Below are 25,366 nucleotides of genomic sequence, written 5' to 3'. Positions count from 1 at the left end.
CATTTATTAACGTCAGCTTAACCCTTTGGAATCATTGTTCAACCTGTCCGTGTACGTGGATGAAGAATGATGAAAGCACTTTCCGCATTGATCGCTGCCGCAGCGCTGTTTGGTGGCATTCAGCTGTTTCATGGCGGCAGCCGGGAAAGCGTAGCCAACGAGGCCGCCCCGTCCAACAGCTACAGGCTGGTCGCCAATGGCGATGAGGCGGTCTGTGCAGTCAGCCGCGGAGCCGAAATTTCGGACGGTTTGTCGTTGCTCACCGTTGCTCCCAAATGCCGTCGGCTCTTGCCGGGCATAGAACAGGCGAAGTTCTGGCGCGAGCAAAACGATGGCACCGTTGCCTTCAGCGCCAATGGCACCGATCCAATCGTCACCTTCGCGGCTGCCGATGGCGACGGCTACGAATCCTATGCCCCGGCGCTGCCGCTGCTGTCGCTGGCGGCCACCCGTGATAAAAAATCCGGCGACTGATTATTCCGCTGCGGCCCGCGCGCCCGCCTTCGCTGCGGCGTGCAGCCGAACCGCATCGCCGAAGGCACGGAATATTTTCACCGAATTGCTGTCCGACTTGACCCAGTATTCCGGGTGCCATTGCACGCCGACGGCGAAGGCGCGGGCGTCCCGCACCGAAACCGCCTCGACCGTACCGTCGGTGGCGACGGCCTCGACCTGCAGCTTCGAGCCGAGCCGGTCGATCGCCTGGCGGTGCAACGAATTGACCTTGATGTCGCCGGCACCGAACACACCGGCCAGGCAACTGTCAGGTTTGATCGAAATGGTCTGGTGGATGGCGAAGCGTTCGTCCTGCTTCTCGCTCACCGGCGCGCGGTGATCGAGCGAGCCCTCGCGCTCCTGGATCTCGGTGCCGAGCGTGCCGCCCAACGCCACGTTCAGTTCCTGGATGCCGCGGCAGATGGCGAGCAGCGGCACGCCGCGTTCGATCGCCCGGCGGATCAGCGGCAGCGTCGTGGCGTCGCGCGCCGGATCATAGGGGCCATTGGCTTCACTGGCGTCGCCGCCATAGAGCGAGGGATGCACATTGGATTTCGAGCCGGTGACCATGACGCCGTCGACCGACGACAGGAGTTCGTCGAAATCGAGCCGGTCGCCGAACGATGGCACCAGCACCGGGAACACGCCGGCGCCGGCGATCGCCGCTTCCAGATATTGTTGTGGGGCGGCGTGCCAGGTGTAGTTGTCGAACTGACAGACGTCGGTCGATATGGCGACGAGCGGCTGATGCATTTTGGCTCTATGTTCCATCGGGGCAAGGGATACCTGCCTTCAAAATAGGCGATCCCACGTTATTTTTCCATGCCAAGTTTCGGCGTGTCGCATGGGCCACGAAACGGCCTGTTAGACTATAGTTGCAGTGCAGCCGGGCTTCGCCGTCAAATCGGGCCGGCCTGCTGGACTCGACTTCTTGCCTGTGTATTGTCTCGAACGAACCGACACGGAAACCGAGGATTTTCTGACGTCGGCCTGTTGATCCAAAAGGGAGGAACTTCATGGATCGTCGTTCATTCATTCGCAAGGCCGGTGTCACCGGCGTCGGTGCCGCGGCGGCGGCGGCCACGCTGGCGGCGCCTGCAATCGCCCAGTCCAATCCCAAGGTGACATGGCGGCTGGCGTCGTCCTTCCCGAAGTCGCTCGACACCATCTATGGCGGCGCCGAGGTGTTCTCGAAGATGCTGTCGGAAGCCACCGACGGCAATTTCCAGATCCAGGTTTTTGCTGCCGGTGAGCTGGTGCCTGGCCTGCAGGCCGCCGACGCCACCACGGCCGGCACGGTCGAGGCCTGCCATACGGTGGCATATTATTACTGGGGCAAGGACCCGACATGGGCGCTCGGTGCGGCGGTTCCCTTTTCGCTCAACGCACGCGGCATGAATGCCTGGCATTACCATGGCGGCGGCATCGACCTGTTCAACGAGTTTCTCGCCACGCAGGGTCTTTTCGGCCTGCCGGGCGGCAACACCGGCGTGCAGATGGGTGGCTGGTTCCGAAAGGAAATCAACACGGTGGCCGACCTTTCCGGCCTCAAGATGCGAATCGGCGGTTTTGCCGGCAAGGTGGTGCAGAAACTCGGCGTCGTGCCGCAGCAGATCGCCGGCGGCGACATCTATCCGGCGTTGGAAAAAGGCACCATCGACGCGGCCGAATGGGTGGGCCCCTATGACGACGAGAAGCTCGGCTTCTACAAGGTGGCGCCCTATTATTACTATCCCGGCTGGTGGGAGGGCGGCCCGACCGTCCACCTGATGTTCAACAAGGCGAAGTACGAAGAGCTTTCGCCGACGTACAAGTCGCTGCTGCACACTGCCGCGCAGGCGGCCGACGCCAACATGCTGCAGAAATACGATTATCTGAACCCTGCGGCGGTGAAGCGGCTGGTGGCCGGCGGCGCGAAACTGCGCCCGTTCAGCCAGGAGATCATGGCCGCCTGCTTCGAAAAGGCCAACGAGGTCTATACCGAAATGGAAGCCTCCAACGCCCCGTTCAAGAAGATTTGGGAATCGATCAAGGGCTTCCGCAAGGAGCATTATCTCTGGGCACAGGTGGCCGAATACAATTACGACACCTTCATGATGGTCCAGCAGCGCAACGGCAAGCTGTAGCCGGCCGGACTTCTGCTCAAAAGCTCTCTGGGCGGACCCGCTCAGGGAGCTTTTCTGTATATGCCGGGAGGCGAAGCCGGCGGTTCAGCCGCGGCGCGGCACCACCAGAACCTTGACCTCGCCGGGCGCCGGCGGATTGGCGATCACCGCTGGCGCTTCTTCAAGCGACACCTGCCTGGAGATCAGCCTGTCGATCTCGACCGCACCGGAAGCGATGAGTTCGGCGGCGCGGCGATGGGTGTAGGGATTGAGGAAGGAACCGAGCACCTTCAGTTCCCGGAACAACAGGTCGAACGGCTCGAATTCCGCTTTCATGCCTTGCGGCGTCACGCCGACAATGACGACCGTGCCGCCGGCTCGGGCCAGCCGCATGGACTGCTCGACGGTCTCTCGCACGCCGGCGCATTCGAAGACGACGTCGACGCCACCTGGCGCCAGACCGGCCGGTCCGGCGATCGCATCGATGACATCGGTGGCTGTCGGATCGATCGTCGCTGTCGCGCCGAGGTCCTCGGCGAGGGCGCGCCGCGAAGCCTGCCTGGTCGACAGGATGATGGTCGTGGCTCCCGCCAGTCTTGCCAGCTGCACGGTGAGCAGGCCGATCACGCCGCCGCCAAGCACGACCACCGACCTGCCCGGTTTGATACCGGCCAGGTCGACGCCGTGCAGGCAACAGCCGAGCGGCTCGCAGAAGGCACCGTGCAGGGGGTTCAGGCCTACAGGCAGGACGAAAGCCTGCTTCTGCGGCAAGGCAAGATATTCGGCAAAGCCGCCGTCGCGATGAATGCCGATCGCGCACAGATTGCTGCAGAGATTGACTTGTCCCGCGTGACAGTGTGCGCAGCGCCCGCAGGCTATGTTGGGGTCGCCGGTAACACGATCGCCGATGGCAAAACCCGAGACCGATTTTCCGATCGCCTCGACGATGCCGGAAAACTCATGGCCGGGCGTCACCGGTGGCGTGCAAGGAAATTCACCGTGAAACAGATGCCGGTCCGTGCCGCAGACGCCGCAGGCTTCGATGCGCACCAGTAGCTCATCCGCACCGATGTCGGGCATGTCGACGTCGCGCAGCGTGATGTCGCCCACTGCTTCCAGCCGCACCGCTTTCATGGTCTTGACCATGCCGGTTCAGTTGAAGCTTGGCGGTTGCGACAAGTCGGGCTGCGGCGCTGCCGGCTTTGCCGGTGTCGGATCGCCGAAACTGGGCGGTTGCGAAAGGTCAGGAGCGGCCGGCGCCGTGGCGCCACCAGCGGGCGCCGCTCCAACCGCCGGCGGCGTGCCCAGCGGCGATAGGCCGGGCACCTCCGGTACCTTGTAGTCGATGGTGCCCGGATCGACGGTCGTTCCCTTGTAGTGCATCACCATTTGCGGGAAGGCGATGGTCAGCCCGATCATGATCACCTGGATGCAGACAAAGGGCACCGCGCCCCAATAGATCTGGCCGGTGGTCACCGGCGCGATTTGTTTGCCGGTGAGACGATCGAGATAGGGCACGCGCGCGGCCACCGAACGCAGATAGAACAGCGCGAAGCCGAAGGGCGGGTGCATGAAGCTGGTCTGCATGTTGACGCCCAGGAGCACGCCGAACCAGATCAGGTCGATGCCGAGCTTGTCGGCGGCGGGCGCCAGCAGCGGTACGATGATGAACGCCAGTTCGAAGAAGTCGAGGAAGAAGGCGAGGAAGAAGACGAGCATGTTGACGCCGATCAGGAAGCCGACCTCGCCGCCCGGCAGCGACGTCAAAAGGTGCTCGACCCAGATGTGGCCGTTGACGCCGTAGAAGGTCAGCGAGAACACCCGTGCGCCGATCAGGATGAACAGCACGAAGGACGACAGCCTTGTCGTCGAGGCCAGTGCCTGCTTGACGACGTCAAGCGACAAGCGCCCCTTGGCCGCCGCCATGAACAAGGCGCCGACCGAGCCCATGGCGCCGCCTTCGGTCGGCGTGGCGATGCCCAGGAAGATGGTGCCCAGCACCAGGAAGATCAGCGCCAGTGGCGGGATCAGCACGATGATCACCTGCTGCGCGAGCCTGGACATCATGTTGAAGTTCAGGCGCTTGTCGGCAATGGCGACGATGTAGATGAACAGCACCCCGGCAGTCGCGCCAAGAATGTCGGCATTGTCGCCATGCGCCGGCGCCAGATAACGATACGCCGCGTAGGAAACCGCCGATGTGACCAGCAAAGCCACCAGCAGCGACATCACGCCATGGCCAAGTGTACGGGCCTCGAGCGGCAGCGCCGGCATCGAGTTCGGCCGGATGATCGACATGATCAGGATATAGGACATATAGAGGCCGGTGAGCACGAGGCCCGGGATCAACGCGCCCGCGTACATATCGCCGACCGAGCGGCCGAGCTGGTCGGCAAGCACGATCAGCACCAGCGACGGCGGGATGATCTGGGCAAGCGTGCCGGAGGCGGCAATGACACCGGATGCGAGCCGGCGGTCATAGCCATAGCGCAGCATGATCGGCAGCGAGATCAGGCCCATGGCGATGACGGAAGCCGCCACCACGCCGGTGGTCGCCGCCAAAAGCGCGCCGACGAAGATCACCGCATAGGCGAGGCCGCCGCGGATTGGCCCGAACAGTTGGCCGATCGTGTCGAGCAGGTCTTCGGCCATGCCCGATCGCTCGAGCACGATGCCCATGAAGGTGAAGAACGGGATGGCCAGCAGCGTGTCGTTCGACATCACCCGGCTGCCGTAGAAATTATCCGGCAATGCGTGCAGGAGCGGCCAGGCGAGGTTGATCGATCCTCCGGAATAGGGAGACAGCAGCACACCGATGAAGAAGAACATCAAGCCGTTGGCGGCCAAGGAAAAAGCGACGGGGTAGCCGATCAGCAGGAAGATGATCAGCGAAGCGAACATGATCGGCGCCATGTTCTGCGCGATGAACTCCATCACGAACGCACCTCGTCGGCCAGCGCCTTGGCTTCGAGTTCGGCCTGCTCATGCACCGATATGAAGGGATTGGGGTCGTCCATGTCTCCGCGCATGATGGCGATCTTCTTGATGATCTCGGAGATGCCCTGCAGCGCCAGCAGGAAAAACCCGACGAGCAGGATGGCCTTGGCGGGCCAGATGATCAGGCCGCCGGAATTGTTGGACATCTCGCCGCTGCGAAACGACAGCGACACATAAGGAACGAAATAGATCACCATCAGCGTCACGAACGGCATCAGAAAAAAGACATGCCCGAAAAGGTCGATCCAGTGCTGCACGCGGCGTGGAAACAGGCCGTAGACGACGTCGATGCGGATATGTTCGTTCTGCTTCAGCGTATAGGCGGCGGCCAGCATGAAGGCGGCGCCGAACAGATACCATTGCAGCTCGAGCCAAGCGTTCGAGGATATGTCGAACACCTTGCGGATAATGGCGTTGGCGGCGCTCACCAGGATCGCCAGCAGGATCAGCCACGATATCCATTTGCCGATGAACTCGTTGGCGCGATCAATAGTCCTGGATAGAGCGAGAAGCCCTGCCATGCATTCCTCCCTTGTACCGGAGGCGTGCCGGCTTCCCCCTTTTTGTCCGTCACGCCACGTGGTCCAACGGTATGCCGCGCGTGGACTGACGGGTCAACAAGGATAGAGGCAGCGAATATCATCGCATCGCAGACAGTGCCCAATACCGGCGATCTGCCCTCGCGTCATGCAACCAAAGTCTGACGTTTTCAGGCGATTTTGCCGGTGTCGCGGCCGGCGCCGATCAGGATCAGCGTCGTGACCAGGAACAGGTACATCCACGCGTCGCGCCACTCGACCGGGAAATAGCCGGCCCACAGTGATTCGGCCATGCCGAAGACGGCCGCGCCGAGCGCCGCGCGCGGTGGCGAGAGATAGCCGCCGACCGCCGTCACGAACAGGATCTTCAGTCCGTAGACGAGGCCCGACCCGAAGCTGACATTGCCGTAATAGAGCCCGGCCATGACACCGGCCAGCGCGGCGCAGAAGCCGCCGAACAGCACCGCGTGCCGGAACACCGTGCGTACGTCGACGCCGCACATCGCGGCAGCCTTGGGGTCGTCGGAGACGGCGCGCCAGCACCGTCCGAAGCTCGACCGGGCAAAAGCCCAGCTTGCCAGCGCGATTGCCGCCACCACCACGGCGCAGTCGATAAGCTGGATGAGCGTCAGCGTTGCCTTGAAGGTCGCGCCCTGCGCGAAAACGATGGGCTGCGCCAGCATCGGCGGCAGCCACAGATCATGCGTGTCGGCGGCGATGCGGCTCGCTTCGGACAGCAGCAGCAGGATGCCGAGCGTCGTCACCACGATTGCATTGGGCGTGCGGTCGGCCAACGGTTCGAAGACACTGCGCGACAGCACGTGGCTGATCAGCGCGGCATAGAGGAACGCAGCGACGACGCCGAGCGCCACCGCCGCCAGCAGCGTCAGCCACAGCACCTGATAGCCGAAGGCCGCGGTCAGGATCATGGTCTGGCCGCAAAAGGCGAACAACGCGCCATAGGCGAGATTGGTGCGGTGCAGGATGCCGTTGGTCAGCACATAGCCAAAGGCGAGCAACGCATACAGCGCGCCCGAATGCAGCCCGTTCAGCACCTGCTGGAAGAAATAGAGCATGCAAAACCTCGAAGCATGCCGCCCAAAAGTGCGAAGCGGTCCTGGCCAACAGCATACTCAAAAGGCTGCGGAGACCACCGCATCCCGGAGTGAGGTTGCATCGCGGAATCTAACTTGTCAAATACGATTTATCGGTTAGATTTTCGCCATGACGGTATCATGGACCCCGCACCGTTTCACCGGCGGCCTGCTCGCGCTCGACACGGCGAACACCGTCGTGCTGCGCGGCGATCCGGAGCGGACGTTCGACCGCTTCGAAGATCCGGCCGAGATTGCCCGCTTCGCCGACGCGGCGAGCCGCTTTCGCGCCGCCGAGCTTGGCGAAAGGCCGCTGGCGGTATCCTCAGCGGTGGCGATCGCACCCGTCGTGCTGTCGATCCGCGAGGCGACGGACCGGCTGTTTCGTGGAGCGGTGTCGAAGGGCGCGGTCGCCACCGCTGATCTGCCCGGATTCCTGAGCGCCTGCGCCGAGGGTCTGGCCGGCAGCCGGACCGAGATCGGTGTGCCGGGAAGGCCGTTCGGTGATCCCCTGACGCCGATCGCCTTCGAGGCGGCGCTGGCGGTTTCGGCGCTATCGCTTCTGCGCGACGATACCGTCGCAAGGCTCAGGATCTGTCCCAACTGCACCTGGCTGTTCGTCGACAGAAGCCGCAATTCCAGCCGCCTGTGGTGCGACATGGCAGTGTGCGGCAACCGTCAGAAGGCAAGCCGTCACTATCGCCGCCGTCGCATGGCGGAAAATGAGGTCAAGAATGCGTAGCGGCCTTTCCCGTTCGATCCTTGTTGGCGCGGCGCTCATCGTGGCCGTTGCGCTCGGCGCCTGCCGCGACACCGGCGACGCCGAAGGCAAGCTGTTCGAGGTTTCCGGCAAGATATTCGTTTTCAACTACCGCCTCGCCAGGGCGACTTATGTGGTGACCCTGCGGCCGCTGAAGCCGATGGGAGAGGGCCAGGTGGCGGTCGCCAGCTTCCAGGATCCCGCCGGCGGCGCACCTCTGGTGGTCGAGCAGAAGGTCTGGCCGAAGCTCGACAAGGTGACGCTGGAGAGCCCGGCACTGACCTGCGTCGTCAAGAACAAGCCCTATGCGATTGCCATCAGCATCAAGGGCGCCGACGGCGCGGTCCTGCAGAAGATCGACACCACGCTGATGTCGACGGAAGACCAGTCGATCCTGCCCGACCGGCCGCTGGTCATCGACCAGCTCTACACCGCCAATCCCGATCTCGTCGGCCATCCCGACGGCAAGCTGCCGGGCGAGCCGAAGCCAGATTGCTCGAAAGGCGGCTGACGCGTCGCGGCCGCCCGTGCCGCAGCTGTAATGTTCATGCGCCGGGCAATGTCCGCGGATCGGTTTCATACCCGATTCAGGATGGCCGCGGACTGTTCGTTGCGCGTTGCCTGGCATCTGCGATTTTGTTTGACCTGCCTTGCAAGGGGAGAAAGGATGCGTCATCCGACCCCGACGTTGGCTGCCTGCCCCGCGTGGCCTCCGCAGAGGAAATGCCTGATGACGCTGCACGACGTCGCGCTCGACGACAAGTTCGATCTCGCAAAGGAGCGCATCTTCCTGTCCGGCGCGCAGGCGGTCATTCGCATGCTCTTGATGCAGCGCGAGCGCGACCGTCGCGCCGGCTTGAACACGGCCGGCTTCGTCTCCGGTTATCGCGGTTCGCCGCTCGGCGGCCTCGACATGCAGCTGTGGAAGGCGAAGAAACAGCTCGCCCAGGCTGACATCGTCTTCCAGCCGGGTCTCAACGAGGAGCTTGCCGCCACCGCCTGCTGGGGGGCGCAGCAGACGGAGCTGCTGGGCGAGGGCACTCATGACGGCGTCTTTTCGGTCTGGTACGGCAAGGGACCGGGCGTCGACCGCTCAGGCGATGTGTTCCGCCACGCCAACCTCGCCGGATCGTCGAAGCATGGCGGCGTGCTTGCGCTGATGGGCGACGACCATATGGCCGAATCCTCGACCAATGCGCACGCCACCGAATTCCTGTTCGTCGACACGATGGTGCCGATCCTCAACCCGGCCGGTGTCCAGGAGATCATCGACTACGGGCTCTACGGCTTCGCCATGTCGCGCTTTGCCGGCACGTGGGCGGCGATCAAATGCGTCAAGGACAACATCGAATCGACCGCCTCGGTCGATGCCGCGCTCGAGCGGCTGAACATCGTCGTGCCGGAGTTCGACATGCCGCCTGGCGGTCTCAACATCCGCCACGAGATCGACATGCTCGGCCAGGAAGAGCGGCTGCATGAACACAAGCGCGCCGCGGCCTCCGCCTTCATCCTTGCCAATGGGCTGAACCGCATCGTCTATTCGGGGGGCCGCAACCCGAAGATCGGCATCATCACGCTCGGCAAGAGCTATCTCGACGTTCGCCAGGCGCTGGAGGATATCGGCATCGACGAAGCGGCCGCCAACCGCATCGGGGTGAGGCTGTTCAAGGTCGGCTGCCCCTGGCCGCTCGACCTGCATCACATCGCCGGTTTCGCCCGCGGCCTCGACACCATCGTCGTCGTCGAGGAGAAGCGCTCGCTGATCGAGGTACAGTTGCGCGAAAGCCTTTATGGCACTGCCACCCAACCGGTCATTATCGGCAAGAAGGACGAGCGCGGCGACTGGCTGTTTCCGGCCAAAGGCGCGCTCGATCCCAACGAGATCGCCATCGCGCTTGGCGAGAGGATCGTCAGGACCATCGGCCCGTCCGAAGAGATTTCGGCGCGGGTGGCAAAACTGCGCCAGTTCCAGGCAATGCTCACCGAGGCCACCGACATCGGCTCGCGCACGCCGTTCTTCTGTTCCGGTTGCCCGCACAATTCGTCCACCAAGGTGCCGGACGGCTCGATCGCCGCGGCCGGCATCGGCTGCCACTTCATGGCGCTGTGGATGGACCGCAACACAGTCGGCTTCACGGCCATGGGCGGCGAGGGCGCGCAATGGGTCGGCCAGGCGCCGTTCTCCAAGCGCGAGCACATCTTCCAGAATCTTGGCGACGGCACCTACAACCATTCCGGTACGCTGGCGATCCGCTTCGCGCTGTCGAGCGATGCCAACATCACCTACAAGATCCTCTACAACGACGCGGTCGCCATGACCGGCGGCCAGCCGCACGAAGGCGGCCTGACCGTCGATATGATTGCCAGGCAGGTGCGGGCCGAGGGTGTCGACCGCATTGCCATCGTCACGGATGAGCCGGGCAAATATGCTGGCAAAGCCGAATTCCCGGCCGGCGCCACTATCCATCACCGCGACGACCTCGATCTCGTCCAGCGCGAGCTGCGCGACGTCAAGGGCGTTTCGGTCTTGCTCTACGACCAGACCTGCGCCGCCGAAAAACGCCGCCGCCGCAAGCGCGGCACATTCCCCGATCCCGACAAGCGCGTCTTCATCAACGAACTGGTCTGCGAAGGCTGCGGCGATTGCGGCGTACAGTCGAACTGCGTCTCGATCCAGCCGGTCGAGACCGAATTCGGCCGCAAGCGCAAGATCGACCAGTCGAGTTGCAACAAGGATTTCTCCTGCGTCAACGGCTTCTGCCCGTCCTTCGTCACTGTGCACGGCGCCAAGATCCGCAAGGCCGAGGGCCTGGCCGGCAAGGCCGATCCGCTGGAAGGCGTGCCCGTGCCGGCGCAATTCCCGCTTGGCGAGCAGGGCTGGGCGGCGATCATCGACGGCGTCGGCGGCACCGGCGTCGTCACCGTCGGTGCGGTGCTAGGCATGGCGGCGCATCTTGAGGACAAGGGCTGCGGCATGATCGACATGGCCGGCCTCGCCCAGAAGGGCGGCTCGGTGTTCACCCATGTCCGCATCGCTCGTACCCCGGACGACATCCATGCAATCCGCGTTTCGGCGGGGAAGGCCGATCTCGTGCTTGGCTGCGATCTCGTCGTGTCGGGCGCCAAGAAGGTGCTGACCGCGGTGCGCGAGGGCCACACCATCTTCGTCGCCAACACCGCCGAGATCATGCCCGGCGAATTCGCCCGCTCGGCCGATTTTTCGTTGCCGATAGAGCGGCTGAAAAAGGCGATCCGCGCGGCTGCGGGCGACGACAAGGCACATTTCTTCGATGCCACCCGCACTGCCTCGGCACTTTTCGGCAATTCACTCGGCGCCAACATGTTCATGCTTGGCTTTGCCTTCCAGCACAGCGGCCTGCCGCTGTCCGCCGAGGCGGTCGAGAAGGCGATCGAGCTCAATGGCGAAGCCGTGGCGATGAACATCGCCGCCTTCCGCTGGGGCCGTCGCGCTGCCCATCAGCCGGATTTCGTGCGCGGGCTGGTTGCCCAGCCGGGTCCGACCGCGGCTGGAAAGGCAGGCCAGGCCACGGATACCGCCGAGACGCTGGACGACATCATTGCCCGCCGCGTCGCCTTCCTGACCGCCTATCAGAACGCCGCCTATGGCAGGCGTTATGCCGGAAAACTGGCCGCGTTGCGCGCCGCCGAAGCGAAGGCCGTGCCTGGTTCGACCGCGGTGTCGCAGGCTGCCGCCAGGAACCTGTTCAAGCTGATGGCGATCAAGGACGAATACGAGGTGGCGCGTCTTTACACGGACGGCTCTTTCGCCGCCGAACTGGGCAAGCAGTTCCAGAGCTACGAAAGGCTCGAATTCCACCTCGCTCCGCCGATCATGGGCCGTCGCGGCAATGACGGAAGCCCGCGGAAATCGAGCTTCGGCCCGTGGATGATGAAGGGTTTTCGCGTGCTGGCGGCGATGAAGGGCCTGCGCGGCACTGCCTTCGACCTGTTCGGCTACACCGCCGAACGGCGCATGGAGCGGCAGCTGCTGGCGCGGTACGAGGCGGATCTGGAGCTCATCGCCGGATCGTTGGCCCCAGCCAGGGTCGATGCGGCGGTTGCGCTGGCCTCGGTGCCTGCCCTCATCCGCGGCTATGGCCACGTCCGTCAAGCCAGCGCGCAAAAGGCCGCCGGCGAGCGCCAAAGGCTGCTCGAACGCCTGTCGAGTACGCCGGCGCGGCCCGAACTTCAGGCCGCCGAATGATCGATACGCCTTGTTTACCTGAACGACAGTTTCCTTGCTTTCCGATGCGTCACCCGGCTTGACGGCAGGAGCGCGAGGGTCTCTCTAAATCTTTCTTAAGGCGGATGTGGCACTGCTTGGCTCCCCAGGGTTGGGATTCAGGCGTTGAATCTGCGAAAAAAGAACGAGATCCCGGTCGACGTCTATATTCCGTTCGTGGAAACCCTGTTTCGCGACGGGCTGACGCTTTCGATCGGCATTCTCGCGCAGACTTTCCTGATCGGCCTGGTCTGGTGGAAGAGCGGCGATCCGCGGTATTTGCTGGTCGCGATCTCGATGGTTCTCGTCGGTGTGTTCCGCATGAGAAACTTTCGAAAATACAACAGCATGCCGTCGCCGACGACCTGGGAAGAGGCGCACAAGCGTGAGAATGACTACATTCTCTATGGCTCCCTGCATGGCTTGACGCTTGGCGCTTTCTGCCTGCTCGGCATCTATTTCGCGCGCGATGGTTTCGCCGAAATCGCCTCCGTTTGCCTGACGCTCGCGACGGCGACCTCCATCGCCGGCCGCAACTACGGCTCGCCGCGCATGGTCACCATCCTGACCATTGCCTTGACCTGGCCGATCTCGCTTGGCTTCCTGCTGCGCGGCGACATCTACCATGTCCTCCTCGGGCTCCTGTCGGCGCCGTTCCTGTTCGCCATCCGGAAATTCGCCAACACCGTACGCGATGTGCTTTTTGCGGCCGTCTCGGAAGAGAAGAAGGCCAACCGCATTGCCCAGCGCTTCAACCGGGCGCTCAACACCATGTCGCACGGCCTTGTCATGCTCGGTCCGGACGGCCGCGTCGCGGTGGCCAATGCCGAGGCCGCGCATCTGATGTCGCTCAAGTCGCCCGACGCGCTGCTCGGACGGTCGATCCACGGTCTGTTGATGCGCGGTGTCGCCGGCGGCATGCTGGCGCCCAAGGATTGCCGCTACATCGAGGCGCAGCTGACGCGTGCGCTGCGTGAGGGTCGCGACCGCAAGGTGCTGGTTTCCCTCGCCAACGGCCAGCATTACGAGTTCTCGGCTCGCGAAGGCAGCCAGGAACTGGGCGTCATAACCTTCGAGGACGTCACCGCCCGTGTCGAGGCGGAAGACAAGATCCGCTTCATGGCACGCTACGACAATCTCACCGGCCTGCCCAACCGCGCCTATTTCCATGAATTGGTGGGCGAGGCCATGGCGTCCGGCGATCACGACCGTCTCTGCGGCCTTGCGGTGCTCGATCTCGACGATTTCAAGAGCGTCAACGACACGCTTGGCCATCCGATCGGCGACGGCTTGATCTATGCCGTTGCCGAGCGGCTTGGCGCCATTGCCAAGCAAGATATCACGGTCAGCCGTTTCGGTGGCGACGAGTTCATGATCTTCTTCGACCGCGTCGAGGATGAGAGCCATCTGACCAGCCAACTCGACGAGATTTTCGCCGGCCTGCAAGGGGAAGTCGACGTCGCCGGTCACGGGCTGCGCATTCAGGCCAGCGGCGGCGCGGTGCTGTCACGGGTCAAGGATACCGATGTCGACGCCATGATCGTGAAGGCGGACCTGGCGCTCTACAAGGCCAAGGAACTCGGCAAGAACAGCTGGCGATTGTTCGAAGCTTCGATGGATGCCGCCTTCCGCAACCGTCAGCTGATGAAGGCGGATCTGCGCACCGCGGTAGAGGGCAAGAGCCTGCGGGTGGTCTATCAGCCGATCGTGGCGATGAGCACCATGCGTATCGCCAGTTGCGAGGCGCTGTGCCGGTGGGATCATCCAGATCTCGGGCCAATCTCGCCCAGCATCTTCATTCCACTGGCCGAGGAAATGGGCATCATTTCCGAGATCAGCACCTTCGTGCTGCAGGCAGCCTGCGCCGAATGCGCCAAATGGCCCGACCAGACCAGCGTCTCGGTCAATCTCTCGGCCAAGGATTTCCGCAGCCGCGATGTCATCCAGAAGGTTCGCGATGCGTTGGCCGGCTCCGGCCTCGCCGCCAGTAGGCTCGAGATCGAGGTCACCGAAACGGCGCTGCTCGATGACAAGTCGCTGACGCGCCAGTATATTGAGGAGCTGAAGCAGCTTGGCGTGCGCATCGCGCTCGACGATTTCGGCACCGGCTATTCGAGCCTGAGCTACCTGCACAAGCTGCCGCTCGACAAGATCAAGATCGACCGCTCTTTCCTGATGGACGTCACCCAGAATCCCCGTTCGCTCGAGCTGCTCAAGGGTATCGTCAACCTGTCGCGGCCGCTGGGGCTTTCGGTGACCGTCGAAGGGGTCGAGACCTTCGAGCAGCTCAAGATCCTGGCGCTGCAGGTCAAGCCTGATCTTGTCCAGGGGTTCCTGTTCGGTTCGGCGCTCAGCGCTTCCGGCATCGAGACGATGTCGAACACGGTATGGCCCTTCGCCAAGGATATCAGGACCGCCAAAAAGGCGGTACGCCGCTGATTTGCGGCGCCTGGCGCATGGTGCCCAGGCACTGAGAGCCCATCCCTGTTTCCATCAGGATTGAACAGGCGCCCAGGCTTTAGGCATTCACTGCATTCGAGGTTTCTTTGCACATCGCGGGCCATGCCAGAATTTCAGCCGCTTCCCGTCATGTTCGAGACACGCTCTTTCCCCGTCGCGACGCAGAAAACGAAGAAAACCACCAATTTTAGTTTTATTTTAGCAATCGTTAACCTTAACGACTGGTAAACGGGCTGCTTCCTGTTTTCATCTTTTACATCCCAAGACCCTGTCGTAGTGTCGGATCGCGGCGGCAATGTACGGGGATTGAGTTGATGATTGTGCAGTTGAGTTCGCTTCGTCCGGTGACGGGCGAGGACGGCAAGGACGCCGCCGACACCATGTCCAGCTTCGCCCGCAACGTCTCGGCGATGCTTGAGCGGACAGAATACCGCCGCTGCGACAAGGGCGAAGATCTCGAGGACATCTACCGCCTGCGCTACAAGTCATATCGCTCGAACGATATGGTGCCCGACAACGAAAACCATACCATTCACGATGAGCTCGACGAGGCACCGAATGTGTACCGCTTCGGGGTCTATATCGACCAGGAACTCGTCAGCACGCTGCGTATCCATCACGTCACCTTGGCGACGCCGATGTCGCCTTCCACCAAGGCCTTTGGCGACATCGTCATGCCGATGCTTCGTGACGGACTGAGCTTCATCTGTCCCAGCCGGTTTGCGTCCGATCCCGAATGGTCGCGCGTCTACCCGCAGATTCCCTACCTGACGCTGCGGCTGGCCGGCATGGCGTGCTTCCATTTCAACGCGCCCTACTGCCTGTCGACCATTCGCGAGGATCACGCCGGCTTCTACAAGCGTATCTACTACTCGGAGAAGATCAGCGAGTCGCGCGCCTATCCGGGCGTTTTCAACAAGGTCGTGCTCTACCGCGCCGACGTCAACGCAATCCGCGAGCGGTCCTTCTCACGGTTCCCGTTCTTCCGCTCGACGCCAATGGAGCAGCGCATGCTGTTCGATACGCCGCATGTCGGGGAACTCGCGCCGCTGACCATCCTGCCGACGGCAAAATACTATCACGAAGCCGCCTGATACGGCAGGGATCCACACGATTTTGCAGGGCCGACAGGAGCCTTTTGGCGACTTCGGCGTTCTGGGTGAGGCCACGAGCAGCGCTCCGGGTCGATCTGAGGTTTTTGAGGGAACCCGCCATGACCATTTCCACACTTGCGCTAACCCCGCTCATCTCGCTGATCGCCGGCGTGCTGATCCTGGTCATGCCAAGGCTGTTGAACTACATCGTCGCGCTCTATCTGATCGTCGTCGGGTTGCTCGGGCTATTTCCGCATCTAGCCGGCTGAGGCGCCGGCTTAGGCCACGCAAGCGTCCGCCCTTCGGAGTTCCGCATCAAGCATCAGAATCCAGCGATCGGACTCCGTCGCGGCGTCGACTGCTGGCTTCAATCTTTCTTTGAGGCAGTTGTCGGTTGTTGTGCGGCAATAGCGCCATTGCTCTCGGCGCGGCTTTTCGCTATGTGCCTGAAAGATGTCTTCGAAGGGGTATTCCTATGGCTGATCACTCGCCGACTGGTCCTGTCGAACTGGGCGCGAAGATGGACTATGCCGAGCATGACCGCACCTATGCGGGCTTCCTCGCGCTGGCCAAGTACGGCTCGCTGTTTTGTGGCGCCCTGCTCCTGGCGATGGCCTTCGGCTTCTTCGCGGGCGGCTTCTTCTCGGCGACCATTCTGTTCGTGCTGATTCTGGCTGTCGGCGCCTTTATCCTCCGATAGATTTTTCCGACATCTTGTCCACGGCGCCGCCGCGAGGCCGGCCGGCGTCTTGCGGGAAATAGCTTCCGGCCGAAAGGATCATGCGGTGGGACAGACGGTTTTCATCCCTCGTGAGCTCGATGTCAACGAGCCGCGCGTCGCGGCTTCGCCCGATACGGTGAAACGGCTGGCGGCGTTGGGCTTCGACGTCGTCGTCGAGGCCGGTGCCGGTCTGAAATCGCGCATCATCGATGCCGACTATGCGAGCGCCGGCGCTGCTATCGGCAAGGCTTCCGATGTCGCCAAGGCCGATGTGGTGCTGAAGGTGCGCCGGCCTGGTGATGCTGAGCTGAAGAGCTACAAGCCCGGCGCGGCTGTGATCGCCATCATGGACCCCTACGGCAACGATGCCGCCGTGGCAGCTCTTGCCAAGGCCGGCGTCACCGCTTTCTCGATGGAATTCATGCCCCGGATCACCCGCGCGCAGTCGATGGACGTCTTGTCCTCGCAGGCCAATTTGGCCGGCTATCAGGCGGTGATCGACGGGGCTTCGGAATATGACCGCGCCTTGCCGATGATGATGACGGCGGCCGGCACGGTGCCGGCGGCGAAGGTCTTCATCATGGGCGTTGGCGTCGCCGGCCTGCAGGCGATCGCCACCGCGCGCCGGCTTGGTGCGGTTGTCACCGCCACCGACGTTCGCCCCGCCGCCAAGGAACAGGTCGCCTCGCTCGGCGCCAAGTTCCTCGCGGTCGAGGACGAGGAATTCAAGGCGGCCGAAACGGCCGGCGGCTACGCCAAGGAAATGTCGAAGGAATATCAGGCCAAGCAGGCGGCACTCACATCAGAGCACATCGCCAAGCAGGATATCGTCATCACCACGGCGCTCATTCCCGGCCGGCCGGCGCCCAAGCTGGTCTCGGCGGCGATGGTCGCTTCGATGAAGCCGGGCTCGGTGATCGTCGACCTCGCGGTCGAGCGCGGCGGCAATGTCGAGGGCGCCGAAGCCGGCAAGGTGGTCACCACCGCCAACAACGTCAAGATTGTCGGCCATCTCAATGTGCCTGGCCGCATCGCGGCGTCGGCCTCGCTGCTTTATGCCAGGAACCTGTTCGCCTTTCTCGAGACGCTGGTCGACAAGACGACCAAGACGCTTGCCATCAATCGCGACGACGATCTGGTCAAGGCAACGATGCTGACCGATGGCGGCAAGGTGGTTCATCCGGCTTTCGTGAAAGCCGACCAGCAGCCGGCAAAGGGCCAATATGTCGAGCCGGCCGCGATCCCGGCCAAGACCATGGTCGCCGATGCTTCGCCCAAGAAAGCCGCGCCCAAGAAGGCGGCCGCACCCAAGTCGCCCTCGTCGAAGCCGAAAGGGATCGCGTGATGGACCAGACCCTGCAGAAAGCCCTCGACCAGCTCGACCAGGCCTCCGCCGCCGTCCGGCTGGCGGTGCACAATATGGCGACCGCGCCCGGCGGCACTGACGCAGCCGGTGATGCCGCGCATGCGCTCTCCGGCGGAGCCATCGATCCCTTCGTCTTCCGCTTCGCCATCTTCGTCCTGGCGATCTTCGTCGGCTACTACGTCGTCTGGTCGGTGACCCCCGCACTGCATACGCCGCTGATGGCCGTCACCAATGCCATCTCCTCGGTCATCGTCGTCGGCGCGCTGCTTGCCGTCGGCATCGCCGCCTCCGGCATTGCCGCGGGCTTCGGCTTCGTCGCGCTGATGCTGGTTTCGGTCAACATCTTCGGCGGCTTCCTCGTCACCCAGCGCATGCTGGCCATGTACAAGAAGAAGGACAAGTAGAGCGCCATGAACGCCAACTTCGCGTCCTTCCTCTACCTCGTCTCCGGTGTCCTGTTCATCATGGCGCTGCGCGGCCTGTCGCATCCGACCACCAGCCGCCAGGGCAATCTCTACGGCATGATCGGCATGGGTATTGCCATCGCCACCACACTGGCTCTGGCGACCCCGTCCGCCGGTCGCTTCGGCCTGATCGTGCTCGGCCTTGCCATTGGCGGCGGCGTCGGCGCCGTTACCGCGCGCCGCATCGCCATGACCTCGATGCCGCAGCTGGTCGCTGCCTTCCACTCGCTGGTCGGCCTTGCCGCCGTCATGGTGGCGGCTGCCGCGATCTATGCCCCGGAAAGCTTCGGCATCGGCACGGATGGCGACATTCATGCCCAGGCCTTGATCGAGATGAGCCTTGGCGTTGCCATCGGCGCCATCACCTTCACCGGCTCGGTCATCGCTTTCCTCAAGCTCGATGGCCGCATGTCCGGCAAGCCGATCATGATCGGCGCACGCCACTTCATCAACGCCGCACTTGCCATCGCGCTCGTCGTGCTGATCGTGTTGCTGGTCACCACCGAGTCCAAGCTGGTCTTCTGGCTGATCGTTGCCGCCTCGCTGGTGCTCGGTATCCTGCTGATCATCCCGATCGGCGGCGCCGACATGCCGGTCGTCGTCTCGATGCTGAATTCCTATTCCGGCTGGGCGGCGGCAGCCCTGGGCTTCACGCTCGGCAATCTGGCGCTGATCATCACCGGCGCGCTGGTCGGCTCATCCGGCGCGATCCTGTCCTACATCATGTGCAAGGGCATGAACCGAAGCTTCATCTCGGTCATTCTCGGCGGCTTCGGTGGGGAGACGGCAGCGGCCGCTGATGACGGCATCGAACGCACGGTCAAGCAGGGTTCTGCCGACGATGCCGCCTACCTCATGATGAACGCCCAGAAAGTCATCATCGTGCCGGGCTATGGCATGGCGGTTGCCCAGGCGCAGCATGCACTGCGCGAAATGGCCGACAAGCTCAAGGCCAATGGCGTCGACGTGAAGTACGCCATCCACCCGGTCGCCGGCCGCATGCCCGGCCACATGAACGTGCTGCTCGCCGAAGCCAATGTGCCCTACGACGAGGTGTTCGAGCTTGAGGACATCAACTCTGAGTTCGCGCAAGCCGACGTTGCCTATGTCATCGGCGCCAACGACGTCACCAACCCGTCCGCCCGCGACGACAAGTCCTCACCCATCTACGGCATGCCGATCCTCGACGTCGACAAGGCGCGCACCTGCCTGTTCGTCAAGCGCTCGCTCGGTTCCGGCTATGCCGGTATTGACAACACGCTGTTCTACAAGGACGGCACCATGATGCTGCTCGGCGACGCCAAGAAGATGACCGAAGAGATCGTCAAGGCCATGGATCACTGATCCGGGATAAGCGCCGGGACACGCCAAGAAGAGCCCGGCTTCGCGCCGGGCTTTTTCTTGGCTGGCTTTCTTGGCTTGACGGCGATTTCGGCGCTACGATGACGAATTCCCGCCTCGACGGCGGGATTGTCGTCGACGGAGACGTTGGTGCCTGACCCGATCGCATCGCCGCCCGCCGGGAAAGCGCCGCGCAAGCCTGGCCAGGCGGTGGTGATTGTGCATGGCATGGGCGAACAGCGGCCGATGGATACGCTGCGAGGCTTTGTCCAGGCTGTCTGGAGCCATGACGCCAACCGCGCGCCGTTTTATGCCCATGTCGCCGATCCGGCCGACCCCGCCGGCGCGAAGATCAACCAGAGCTGGATCACTCCCGACAGCCGGACCAATTCGTACGAACTTCGCCGCATCACCACGCCCTACGATGTCGATGGCCGCCGCACCGACTTCTACGAGCTTTACTGGGCCGACATCACGCAGGGCACGACGCGAGGCCGGCTTGCCGCCTGGGTGACAAATCTGCTGTGGCGCAAGCCCGCCGACATACCGCCGGACGCCCGAAAGCTCTATCTGGTCACTCTGGTTGCCGTCATCATCGTCCTGGTCGCGACGCTCGCGCTTGCGACGTCGGTTTGGCAGCAGCAGATTTCGTGGACTGTCGGCGTCCTCGTCACCATCCTGGCATCGTTCGTCATCTGGTCGGTGGACCGTTTTGGCCTTCCCTATTTCGGCGATGTCGCGGCCTATGTGCGCGCTGAAGCGGCCACGGTAGAGAAGCGCGCGCTGATCCGCGACCGCGGCCTGAAACTGCTGAAGCGTCTGATGATGGACGATACCTACGATCGCATCGTGCTGGTCTCGCACAGCCTCGGCTCGATGATTGCCTATGACCTGTTGCAGATCTTGTGGTCCGATTTCAGGCCCCGAAAACTGGAGGCCATCCGCGACAAGGCGAAACTGAAGGCTATCCACGCCATCGACAAGGCGACGCTTGTTGCCGACGGCTCGGCATGGCCCGGCAGCCTTGACGATCTTGCCGGGTTCCGGCGCGATCAGTGGGAGCTCTATCGCCAACTGCGCACCAGGGACGACAGCCATCGGCCTTGGAAGATCAGCGATTTCGTCACGCTTGGTAGCCCGCTGACCCACAGCGAATTTCTGGTGACGCACAATCTCGCTGAATTCAGGCGCGGCATCGCCGAGCGCCTGTTCTCGGCATGTCCGCCGATTGCCGAGGGAGCGGCGGCCGGTGGCACCGTGCTTTATCAGGAAGGGCGCAACCGTTCTTCCGGCAAGCCGCAGCGGGCGGTGCATCATGGCGCGGTGTTTGCTGCGACGCGCTGGACCAATATCTTCGACCGCGGCAACGGTTGGCTGACGGGCGACCCGATCTCCGGGCCGATGGCGGAGAATTTCGGCCCGGGCATAGAAAACATCCAGGTCGAGCTGCGCGGTTCCCTCGGCCGGGTCTTCACCCACACGCTGTACTGGTCGTTGGCGGCGACCGGTATCGAGGTTGCCGCCGGCGATCAGCCGCGCTCGCATCTCGCCGTGCTGCGCGACGCTGTCGACCTCGGTCGCAAACTGGAGCCGAGCCAAGCCGAAGTGCCGGCGATTCCTCCCCGAAAATAAGAACGGATTTCAGCGAACGGGGCCAAGGCAGCGCCGCTCGACAACTTCAAAGCAAAGCCGCTCCGGGCGGGCCAGAGTGGCTTTGTTGCAAGTGCAGTTCAACGGTTGGTGATAAAAACCGCTTCCTCATCGTCGCGCTGCCTGCCGCCAAGGGCCGCGGCAGCACTGGCGATAAAGGCGCCGATCGCCAGCGAGAGCGCACCAAGCAAGGCAAACGTCGCGCTGGCCTTCCTGGCTGTGTCGGCGGCCTGCTGCGCCTTGACCTTGGCGTCCTGGGCCTTGGCGAGGACGGCATCCACCCGGGTCCTGGCATCTGCTTCCGAAAGCCCCGTGCGAACGGCGACCAGCTGCGACAGATAGGTTTTGTCGTCTGCGGAAACCTCGCCTGCCGCGGCGCCGGCGATCAGGATGCGCGAAGCCTGCCCAACCGCGGCCGCATCGCTGTCCGGATTGGCGGCCGCGAGCTTGCCCAGATCAGCCGGACGGAACAGTGAATCCACCAGGTAGGATGTCGCGTTGTCGGCCGACGCGCTGCCGGCATTGGCCGAAGCCCCCGCCGATGCGCCCATGGCCGCACCAGACGCGATGGTGGACACCGCCTGCACGCCCGAGCCTATGGCAGCGGAAAGCGCGGAGCCAAGCACGCCGACGACGAGCAGTGTGGCCAACGCCCAGGCAAGAAAGCCATGGGCGGTATCACGGAAATACACCTCGTCCGTGTGGATGCCGACCCATTTGGTGCGCAGGCGTCCGGCAAGGTAGCCGCCGACACCCGAGGACAGCCATTGCACGATGATCAGCCAGACGGCGGTGGATGCCGCGAAAGTGGTGACAGATGCGCCGGATCCCGACCAGGGCGACACCATGCTCAATCCAAGCCCGGAGCCCAGCAGCATGAGGATGAAGGTCAGCGTCGAGGCCGCGAAGGCACCGGCGATGATCGGTCCCCAACTGACGGCGGTGGAGGAGGATTCTGTTGAAGTGGAAACGTCGACAGCCGATAGGGTGGACTGCATAAGTGCCCCCTATCGTACGAACAGCATGATCAGAATGATGATCGGGATCGGTATGCCGAGCAACCAGAGCAAAATGCCGCGTCCCATGGAAGCCTCCTGTTAGAAATTGTGATCGATATTGTCACAATGTCTCGCAGGGACTTCCGTTCCGGCGCGTTGCAAATTGATTTTGTTGCCGCCGGTGGAACAATTGGCGCGCCGCAGCGCGCCAATTCAGATTTAACGTCCAGATCAGATATCCAGATTGGCGACCGACAGCGCGTTGTCCTGGATGAACTCGCGCCTGGGCTCGACCTCGTCGCCCATCAGCCGCGAAAACAGCGAATCCGCATCGGTCGCGTCATTGACCTTGACCTGCAGCAGCGAGCGCACGTTCGGATCGAGCGTGGTTTCCCACAGCTGTTCGGCGTTCATCTCGCCGAGACCCTTGTAGCGCTGCATCGTCAGGCCCTTGCGGCCTGTCGCAAAGACCGCATTGAGCATCGCCAGCGGCCCCGAGATGGTTTCGGAGACATCCTTGCGGCGCAGCACCGGCGGCGACCCGTAGACCTCGCTGAGGCGCTGTGCGTAGCGGTCGAGCTGGCGTGCGTCGGCCGAATTGATCAGCGCCAGGTCGAGATGCGCATATTCCTTGACGCTGCGCACCGTGCGCTCGAACACATAGCCGCCAACGCCTTCATTCGAGGTCGACATGCGGCCGGTCCAGCCGCGCTCGGTGTCCTCGGCGATGATATCGAGGCGTTTTGCAATCCGCTCCGCCATGTCGTTGGCGCGGCCGAGATCGGCGAACACGTCCGGGTTGAGCCCACCGGCGATCGCCGCCTGCTCGACGACGCCTCTGTTGTAGCGCGTGTGCAGGCCGTTGATCAGCTGGCGCACCGCCAGCGCGTCATCGATGGCGCCACGCAGGTCCTGCCCGATGCGAACCTCGCCCGAGCCGAGCGTAAGCGATGCTTCCTCCAGTCCCGAACCGATCAGGAACTCCTCGAACGCGCTCTCGTCCTTGATATATTGCGAGCTCTTGCCGCGCGTCACCTTGTAGAGCGGCGGCTGGGCGATGTAGAGATGGCCGCGCTCGATCAGCTCCGGCATCTGCCGGAAGAAGAAGGTGAGAAGCAAGGTTCTGATATGGGCGCCGTCGACGTCGGCGTCGGTCATCAGGATGATCTTGTGGTAGCGCAGCTTGTCGGCGTTGAACTCGTCCTTGCCGATCGAGGTGCCGAGCGCCGTGATCAACGTGCCGATCATGTCGGAGCCGAGCATGCGGTCGAAGCGCGCCCGCTCGACATTGAGGATCTTGCCGCGCAACGGCAGGATCGCCTGGTTCTGGCGCGAACGCCCACCCTTGGCGGAGCCGCCGGCGGAATCACCCTCGACGATGAAGATTTCGGATTTCGCCGGGTCGCGTTCCTGGCAGTCGGCCAGTTTGCCGGGCAGGGAGGTGACGCCGAGCGAACTCTTGCGGGTGATATCGCGCGCCTTGCGCGCCGCTTCGCGCGCCGCCGCCGCCTGGATCACCTTGTCGACGACCACCTTGCCTTCGCTCGGGTGTTCTTCCAGCCAGGTGCCGAGCGCTTCGTTGACCAGGCCTTCGACGACAGGACGGACTTCCGACGAGACCAGCTTGTCCTTGGTCTGCGAGGAGAATTTCGGGTCGGGAACCTTGACCGACAGCACCGCCGTTAGACCTTCGCGGCAATCGTCGCCGATCAGCGAGACCTTTTCCTTCTTGGTCAGCCCAGAGGATTCGCCATAGCCGGTGATCTGACGCGTCAGCGCGCCGCGGAAGCCGGCCAGATGCGTGCCGCCATCGCGCTGCGGGATGTTGTTGGTGAAGGCCAGCACGTTCTCGTGGTAGCTGTCGTTCCACCACATCGCCACTTCGACGGTGATCCCGTCGCGCTCCGCCCGGATGGCGATCGGCTTGTCGATCAGCGGTTTCTTGACGCGATCGAGATATTTGACGAATTCTTCGAGGCCTCCATCGTAGTGCAGTTCATGGCGCACGACATCGGCGTGACGGGCATCGGTCAAAATGATGCGCACGCCGGAATTGAGGAAGGCAAGCTCGCGCAGCCGGTGTTCCAGCGTGCCGAAGTCGAACTCGACCATGGTGAAGGTCTCGGCCGACGGGAAGAAGGTGATCTGGCTGCCGCTGCGGCCCTCATAGGTGCCCGGCTGCTTGTCCTGCTCATAGGTGCCGGTCGCCTTCAGAGGTGCGTCGGCATTGCCATGCGTGAAACTCATCTCGAAGATCTGGCCGTTGCGGCGGATCTTCAGCTTTAGCCACGCCGACAGCGCGTTGACCACCGAGACGCCGACGCCATGCAGGCCGCCCGAGACCTTGTAGGAATTCTGGTCGAACTTGCCGCCGGCATGCAGCTGCGTCATGATCACTTCGGCCGCCGAAATGCCTTCTCCGGTGTGGATATCGGTCGGAATTCCGCGGCCATTGTCGATCACAGTGACCGAACCATCGGGGTTGAGCGTCACTGTGACGAGGTCGGCGTGACCGGCCAGCGCCTCGTCGATGGCGTTGTCGACCACTTCATAGACCATGTGATGCAGGCCCGAGCCGTCGTCTGTATCACCGATATACATTCCGGGGCGTTTGCGGACAGCGTCCAACCCCTTCAAAACCTTGATGGAATCGGCGCCGTATTCGGCTTCAGCGCCGTTGTTGTTGTCGATCTGATCGCTCATGAAAACCTGTTGTCTGGATGCCGCCTGCACAGCGCGAAAAATCCGCGCCGAATCGCGCCTCTGATATCGACTAGATATAGGCGCAAAAGGCGGTTTTTCCAAGGTTTGCAGGCATTTCACTGGGAATGGCCGGCTGCCAATGGCGGGCCTCCGCCGGCCCCCATTTCACTTCGGCCAGCGGGTCCTTGAGAAACCTTGATCATGAACTTGTATCTCGGCGCCAGCCGCCTGCTGCGATCGCGCCCCGGCGTCATGTCGGGCGGGCGGCCGGATCAGGCGGTGGTCGTCGTTGGCGATGACCAGGGCCAGGCGCCACCACTGCGGTGGCGGTGGTGA

The 25,366-nt window shown here is 63.1% G+C and carries 20 protein-coding genes; 13 read left to right on the top strand and 7 right to left on the bottom strand.

Annotation, left to right across the window (positions count from 1 at the left end):
* The first annotated feature begins 69 nt into the window (after positions 1-69).
* Positions 70-474 (top strand): hypothetical protein, encoded by a 405-nt coding sequence (locus AC0NIL_RS01765; RefSeq protein WP_024501916.1) that lies wholly within the window; start codon positions 70-72, stop codon positions 472-474.
* On the opposite strand, the gene AC0NIL_RS01760 is transcribed toward AC0NIL_RS01765, so the two are convergent.
* Positions 475-1,248: a gamma-glutamyl-gamma-aminobutyrate hydrolase family protein gene (locus AC0NIL_RS01760; RefSeq protein WP_473572791.1), complete on the bottom strand. Its 774-nt coding sequence runs from the start codon at positions 1,246-1,248 to the stop codon at positions 475-477.
* Between the two features lie 263 nt (positions 1,249-1,511).
* Between AC0NIL_RS01760 and AC0NIL_RS01755 the strand changes: the two genes are divergently transcribed.
* Positions 1,512-2,621 carry a TRAP transporter substrate-binding protein gene (locus AC0NIL_RS01755; RefSeq protein WP_013528215.1) on the top strand — a complete coding sequence of 370 codons (1,110 nt, stop codon included), beginning with the start codon at positions 1,512-1,514 and terminating at the stop codon, positions 2,619-2,621.
* An 84-nt stretch (positions 2,622-2,705) separates the two neighbouring features.
* Here the strand turns inward: AC0NIL_RS01755 and AC0NIL_RS01750 are convergent, their stop codons facing one another.
* The 4 genes from AC0NIL_RS01750 to AC0NIL_RS01735 all read right to left on the bottom strand — a co-directional run bounded on the left by AC0NIL_RS01750 (position 2,706) and on the right by AC0NIL_RS01735 (position 7,212).
* Positions 2,706-3,734, bottom strand: a complete 1,029-nt coding sequence (locus AC0NIL_RS01750) for a zinc-dependent alcohol dehydrogenase family protein (RefSeq protein ID WP_275953519.1) — start codon at positions 3,732-3,734, stop codon at positions 2,706-2,708.
* 18 nt (positions 3,735-3,752) lie between these two features.
* A complete protein-coding gene (locus tag AC0NIL_RS01745) occupies positions 3,753-5,534 on the bottom strand; it encodes a TRAP transporter large permease (RefSeq protein WP_275953518.1) in 1,782 nt (593 codons plus the stop codon).
* On the bottom strand, positions 5,534-6,118 hold the full coding sequence (locus tag AC0NIL_RS01740) for a TRAP transporter small permease subunit (protein WP_013528212.1): 585 nt from the start codon (positions 6,116-6,118) through the stop codon (positions 5,534-5,536). The genes AC0NIL_RS01745 and AC0NIL_RS01740 overlap by 1 nt, the downstream gene beginning before the upstream one ends.
* A gap of 188 nt (positions 6,119-6,306) precedes the next feature.
* The gene (locus AC0NIL_RS01735) at positions 6,307-7,212 is read right to left on the bottom strand and encodes a branched-chain amino acid ABC transporter permease (RefSeq protein ID WP_275953173.1); all 906 of its coding nucleotides are present in this window, start codon (positions 7,210-7,212) and stop codon (positions 6,307-6,309) included.
* 148 nt (positions 7,213-7,360) lie between these two features.
* Here AC0NIL_RS01735 and AC0NIL_RS01730 point away from each other — a divergent pair, with 148 nt between their 5' ends.
* From AC0NIL_RS01730 to AC0NIL_RS01680, 11 genes are all read left to right on the top strand, one after another.
* Complete coding sequence (locus tag AC0NIL_RS01730) at positions 7,361-7,972, top strand: CGNR zinc finger domain-containing protein (RefSeq protein ID WP_063169838.1); 612 nt, start codon at positions 7,361-7,363, stop codon at positions 7,970-7,972.
* Positions 7,965-8,501 carry a hypothetical protein gene (locus AC0NIL_RS01725; protein ID WP_084652797.1) on the top strand — a complete coding sequence of 179 codons (537 nt, stop codon included), beginning with the start codon at positions 7,965-7,967 and terminating at the stop codon, positions 8,499-8,501. The genes AC0NIL_RS01730 and AC0NIL_RS01725 overlap by 8 nt, the downstream gene beginning before the upstream one ends.
* Positions 8,502-8,720: 219 nt before the next feature.
* Positions 8,721-12,215 (top strand): indolepyruvate ferredoxin oxidoreductase family protein, encoded by a 3,495-nt coding sequence (locus AC0NIL_RS01720; protein WP_275953172.1) that lies wholly within the window; start codon positions 8,721-8,723, stop codon positions 12,213-12,215.
* Positions 12,216-12,359: 144 nt separating this feature from the next.
* Positions 12,360-14,672: a putative bifunctional diguanylate cyclase/phosphodiesterase gene (locus tag AC0NIL_RS01715; protein WP_275953171.1), complete on the top strand. Its 2,313-nt coding sequence runs from the start codon at positions 12,360-12,362 to the stop codon at positions 14,670-14,672.
* Positions 14,673-15,007: 335 nt separating this feature from the next.
* On the top strand, positions 15,008-15,787 hold the full coding sequence (locus tag AC0NIL_RS01710; RefSeq protein ID WP_013528206.1) for an N-acyl amino acid synthase FeeM domain-containing protein: 780 nt from the start codon (positions 15,008-15,010) through the stop codon (positions 15,785-15,787).
* 119 nt (positions 15,788-15,906) lie between these two features.
* Positions 15,907-16,056 (top strand): DUF3096 domain-containing protein, encoded by a 150-nt coding sequence (locus AC0NIL_RS01705; protein WP_013528205.1) that lies wholly within the window; start codon positions 15,907-15,909, stop codon positions 16,054-16,056.
* A gap of 206 nt (positions 16,057-16,262) precedes the next feature.
* Positions 16,263-16,487 carry an aa3-type cytochrome c oxidase subunit IV gene (locus tag AC0NIL_RS01700; RefSeq protein ID WP_013528204.1) on the top strand — a complete coding sequence of 75 codons (225 nt, stop codon included), beginning with the start codon at positions 16,263-16,265 and terminating at the stop codon, positions 16,485-16,487.
* Positions 16,488-16,572: 85 nt separating this feature from the next.
* Positions 16,573-17,853 carry a Re/Si-specific NAD(P)(+) transhydrogenase subunit alpha gene (locus tag AC0NIL_RS01695; protein WP_473572790.1) on the top strand — a complete coding sequence of 427 codons (1,281 nt, stop codon included), beginning with the start codon at positions 16,573-16,575 and terminating at the stop codon, positions 17,851-17,853.
* The gene (locus AC0NIL_RS01690; RefSeq protein ID WP_013528202.1) at positions 17,853-18,278 is read left to right on the top strand and encodes an NAD(P) transhydrogenase subunit alpha part 2; all 426 of its coding nucleotides are present in this window, start codon (positions 17,853-17,855) and stop codon (positions 18,276-18,278) included. The genes AC0NIL_RS01695 and AC0NIL_RS01690 overlap by 1 nt, the downstream gene beginning before the upstream one ends.
* A gap of 6 nt (positions 18,279-18,284) precedes the next feature.
* A complete protein-coding gene (locus tag AC0NIL_RS01685; RefSeq protein ID WP_013528201.1) occupies positions 18,285-19,682 on the top strand; it encodes an NAD(P)(+) transhydrogenase (Re/Si-specific) subunit beta in 1,398 nt (465 codons plus the stop codon).
* A gap of 147 nt (positions 19,683-19,829) precedes the next feature.
* Positions 19,830-21,311 (top strand): hypothetical protein, encoded by a 1,482-nt coding sequence (locus tag AC0NIL_RS01680; RefSeq protein WP_275954197.1) that lies wholly within the window; start codon positions 19,830-19,832, stop codon positions 21,309-21,311.
* Between the two features lie 98 nt (positions 21,312-21,409).
* On the opposite strand, the gene AC0NIL_RS01675 is transcribed toward AC0NIL_RS01680, so the two are convergent.
* Both AC0NIL_RS01675 and gyrB read right to left on the bottom strand, forming a co-directional pair.
* Positions 21,410-22,327, bottom strand: coding sequence for a hypothetical protein (locus AC0NIL_RS01675; protein ID WP_275954196.1), 918 nt, complete (start codon positions 22,325-22,327; stop codon positions 21,410-21,412).
* A 231-nt stretch (positions 22,328-22,558) separates the two neighbouring features.
* On the bottom strand, positions 22,559-25,030 hold the full coding sequence (gene gyrB, locus AC0NIL_RS01670; protein ID WP_013528198.1) for a DNA topoisomerase (ATP-hydrolyzing) subunit B: 2,472 nt from the start codon (positions 25,028-25,030) through the stop codon (positions 22,559-22,561).
* Positions 25,031-25,366 lie beyond the last annotated feature (336 nt).

Source organism: Mesorhizobium sp. WSM1343, from assembly GCF_055901535.1.
This window is presented reverse-complemented; position numbering and strand designations above follow the sequence as displayed.